The organism is Paracoccus sp. SSK6 (genome assembly GCF_039770665.1).
In the GTDB taxonomy this organism is placed as follows: Bacteria; Pseudomonadota; Alphaproteobacteria; order Rhodobacterales; family Rhodobacteraceae; genus Paracoccus.
The window spans coordinates 1-3,601 of record NZ_JBDPNJ010000064.1 but is presented as its reverse complement, the minus strand read 5'-3'; the positions used below and the strand labels follow the sequence as shown (position 1 = coordinate 3,601).

Annotated in this window: 4 protein-coding genes; 2 read left to right on the top strand and 2 right to left on the bottom strand. The window is 59.5% G+C overall.

Features of this window, described 5'->3' with window-relative positions; genetic code table 11:
• The first annotated feature begins 92 nt into the window (after positions 1-92).
• Complete coding sequence (locus AAIL68_RS17210) at positions 93-1,343, top strand: IS256 family transposase (protein ID WP_347141008.1); 1,251 nt, start codon at positions 93-95, stop codon at positions 1,341-1,343.
• A gap of 93 nt (positions 1,344-1,436) precedes the next feature.
• Here AAIL68_RS17210 and AAIL68_RS17205 read toward each other — a convergent pair whose 3' ends face one another.
• Together AAIL68_RS17205 and AAIL68_RS17200 are read right to left on the bottom strand one after the other, a co-directional pair.
• A complete protein-coding gene (locus AAIL68_RS17205; protein WP_347141006.1) occupies positions 1,437-1,616 on the bottom strand; it encodes a hypothetical protein in 180 nt (59 codons plus the stop codon).
• A 92-nt stretch (positions 1,617-1,708) separates the two neighbouring features.
• A complete protein-coding gene (locus AAIL68_RS17200) occupies positions 1,709-2,650 on the bottom strand; it encodes a CBASS cGAMP-activated phospholipase (protein ID WP_347141004.1) in 942 nt (313 codons plus the stop codon).
• A gap of 419 nt (positions 2,651-3,069) precedes the next feature.
• Between AAIL68_RS17200 and AAIL68_RS17195 the strand changes: the two genes are divergently transcribed.
• Complete coding sequence (locus AAIL68_RS17195; RefSeq protein WP_347141002.1) at positions 3,070-3,546, top strand: hypothetical protein; 477 nt, start codon at positions 3,070-3,072, stop codon at positions 3,544-3,546.
• Positions 3,547-3,601: the final 55 nt, after the last annotated feature.

Here is a 3,601-nt window from a genome sequence, read left to right as displayed (position 1 = left end):
ATGAGCGAAAGTTGGTGATGCCCTGAGGGGGCGGCATATCATGGCGGTGTTCAGAACGCCGTCAATTCTCAGCCGAGAAAGGGATATGCCACATGCCAGAGACTACCATCACCCAGCTGCCCGATCCATCCGGATTCAGCGCCGATCCCTTCACCGATATTATCCGTGACGGCGCGCGCAAGTTGATCGAACAGGCAATCCACGCGGAGTTGGCGGTGCTGATGGCCGCCTTTTCCGCCGAGAAGCTGGAGAATGGCACATCACGCCTGGTGCGCCATGGTTACCTGCCGGAACGCGAGGTGATGACCGGGATTGGCCCCGTGCCGGAGAAAGTGCCGCGGGTGCGCGATCGCAAGCCCGGTGAGGATAAGATCACCTTCACGCCCAGCATCCTGCCGCGATACCTGCGCAAGGCGAAATCGGTCGAGGAGCTGCTGCCTTGGCTTTACCTCAAGGGCGTCAGCACGGGGGACTTCAGCGAGGCGCTCGCGGCACTGCTGGGCCCAAACGCCCAGGGGCTTTCCGCCAAGACGATCACGCGGCTGAAGGCCGACTGGTGGACCGACTATGAAGCCTGGCAAAAGCGCGACCTGAGCCATCGGCGTTTTCTCTCCATCTGGGCCGATGGCGTGTATTTCAAACCGCGCATGGCCGAGGAAAGACAATGCGTTCTGGTGATCGTCGGGGCCGATGAATATGGCCGCAAGGAGCTTCTGGCGATGATCGACGGCTTCCGCGAAAGCGCTGAGAGTTGGCGTGAGCTCTTGCTCGATCTGAGGTGCCGGGGCCTGAAGCAGGATCCCAACCTGGCCATCGGCGACGGTGCGCTCGGGTTCTGGACCGCCCTGCGCGAGGTCTTCGCCACCACGCGCGAGCAGCGGTGTTGGGTCCACAAGACAATGAATGTGCTGAATGCACTGCCAAAGTCGCTGCAGGACAAGGCCAAGAACCATCTGCACGACATCTGGCAGGCCGAAACAAAGGCCGAGGCCGGCGCCGCCTTCGACTTTTTCGTCGAAACCTACGGAGTCAAATACGACAAGGCCGTTGCCAAGCTGGTCAAGGATCGCGAGGCCTTGCTGACCTTTTACGACTACCCGGCCGAACACTGGAAACACATCCGGACATCCAATCCAATTGAAAGCACCTTCGCGACCGTTCGGCACCGCACCAAGCGCACCAAAGGTTGCCTCAGCCGCAGGACCGGACTGGCCATGGCCTTCAAGCTGATGATGTCGGCGCAGGGGAAATGGCGCAAACTCGACGGCCAGAACCGCCTGCCGGAGATCATCCAGGGGATTGAGTTCCGCGACGGCCTCCGCCACCTTCAAGCCGCCGCCTGATCAGGCGTCACCAACTTTTGCCCATATCTCAACATACGGCGGAGGTTTTTCTGAGTTCTTTCAATTAATATATGGGTTGATAAGGGTCCGTATTTAAATAATATTAACGTGGAAAAGTTCGTTTTTTCCGGAAACCCTCATGTTATTAGAAGTGATTATTCCACAAGGATGAACTGCGCTGATCACAAAACCCTGAATGATGCGCCAGCCCTTGAATGCGAGCGTGGCGTCTTTCACAGGTTTTTGACGGTGACAGGAAGTCTCGACACTCATCGTCCAAATTCCTTGATGTCTCAGCGATAGGTTGCACGGAGATTGTAAAGTGCATGTAGCCGATGAGCCAATCTGTCCTCCGCACCGTTTCTTCACCGCGGTCCTGCACTCGCTTGTCGGGCAATCGTGCGCACGCCCGGACCCATGCCTGATCGCGCCCAAACCTCAAGTTCCGGCAGCGACAGGCTCGCCGCCATTCTTGCGGCGACGACGGCCTTTGCATCTGCCTGGTCAAGGGCGACATCTCCCCGCAGCGGAAAGCCGGGATCGGCATCGATCCGAGTATAGCGCTCTCCCAGAAGGCTGCTCATCAGGCGGCGCGTTACCTCCGCCTGCGCGCCCATCATGGTCCGGAAGATGCGGTTGTTCCGGAGCCAGTCAAGCACGCCCATGTCGGGATCGGCCGGCTCACCCAGTGGTGGGCAGGCATTCATGGAGCCCAGCGACAACATGGACACCTCCTCCGCCTTTGCACCCGCGCGTAGGGCCAGTTCCAGCGCCAGAAGGTCCGGGGCATTGGCAATGATAGCCCCATCGGCATGAAGCTCGCCTTTGATGGAGACCGCAGGAAACATGCTCGGCGCTGCCGCGCTCGCCATCACGGCGTCGCCCAGCTTTACCTCGGGCGAAGTCTGGTTGCTGAAGACGGTGGGCGCGCCATCGCGGAGCCGGACGGCAGTCACGGCCAACGGGACATCCAGTTCGGCGAAGGTCACATCACCGGCAATCTCGTCCACCAGCATCTTCAGCGGCGCCGCTATGTAGCGCGACCGGCCGAACACACGCCACAGGTCGCGCGGACCAGCGATACTACGGCGGCGAAAGGCTTCGGCCCCACGCTTTTCAAAGCCTGCGCGCAGTTCCGCCATCGGCATACCCCTCGCCGCTGCCGCCGCAACAACCGCACCCGCCGACGTTCCGCAGAAGAGGTCGAAGCTATCCTTTACCGGACCGGCCAGCTGCTCCAGCTGCTCCAGTAGGATCACGTTATACAAAGCCTGGAAACCGCCACCACTGATCGACAGGATCTTCATGGACGCACCTCCTTCCTGTAGAATATCAGTGCGTTCTGGGAACTCTCCAAGATGTGCATATGGATAATTGTGGTGCGACTGTCCTATTGGCACCGCCTCGTGGCCTGCGTGAAATCGGTGCCATAGCCCACGCGGTCGACAGCTAAGTCGAACGCGAGTGGAACCATAGCTTTTCGACGTGCTCGGCGGCCATGTCGCTTTCTCTTCCGTGAGCCGTGTCTCGCCAAAGAGCTTTCTGAGATCCTCGGTCGTACGCCATGGGTTGATCGTGTGGACAGCTCCTGGCCAAACCACAGGCTGCGTGGCCTTTCAGTTTTGAGCCGGTCGCTGACGGGCGTATAGTTTCTCCGGCGGCCCCGGCAGCCAATGAGTCGAGGCGCCATAGCTTTCCCGATTGTTGTTCTTGGGAGATCTCGAAAATGGCACTGACGAAAATACTTGTTGCTTCCCTTGCAGCCAGCCTGCTTCCCGCCGCCGCTCTGGCGGAAGAGCAGATCCTCCGGTTCAAGCTTGTCATCACCACGACCAATGACACGAAAATGGACCTTCCGAGCATCGCTGACAGATCCCTAGTGGGCAGCGAGGCGGTAGGCGTTGCCTATTTTGAAGACGGACGCGTGGCGTTCAAGCGGTTCGCTCTCGCCACCATCCGCGGCGAGAAAGACGGCAACTGGATGGGCCTCAGCACCTACACATTCGAGAACGGTGACGCCCTTAACCTGCAGTTCACGGGGAGTTGGTCTCCGGAGGGCGCGACGGTAGATTACACACTGCTGTCCGGCGGAGGAGCGTTCGAAGGAGCGACAGGTTCTGGAAAACTTACCGGCATCAACACATCCTGGACGGATGCGCTGCTCTTTGACGGGACCTTCACACTGGAGGTCGCCGGAAATTGAAAGGCGGCCGCGCCACGATAGCGATCGCTACAAAGTAAGAACGGCGGTGAAAAAC

Coding starts and splice junctions, on each gene's coding strand:
- AAIL68_RS17210 (WP_347141008.1), top strand. CDS start 93: ATGCCAGAGACTACCATCACCCAGCTGCCCGATCCATCCGGATTCAGC.
- AAIL68_RS17205 (WP_347141006.1), bottom strand. CDS start 1,616: ATGAGTGTCGAGACTTCCTGTCACCGTCAAAAACCTGTGAAAGACGCC.
- AAIL68_RS17200 (WP_347141004.1), bottom strand. CDS start 2,650: ATGAAGATCCTGTCGATCAGTGGTGGCGGTTTCCAGGCTTTGTATAAC.
- AAIL68_RS17195 (WP_347141002.1), top strand. CDS start 3,070: ATGGCACTGACGAAAATACTTGTTGCTTCCCTTGCAGCCAGCCTGCTT.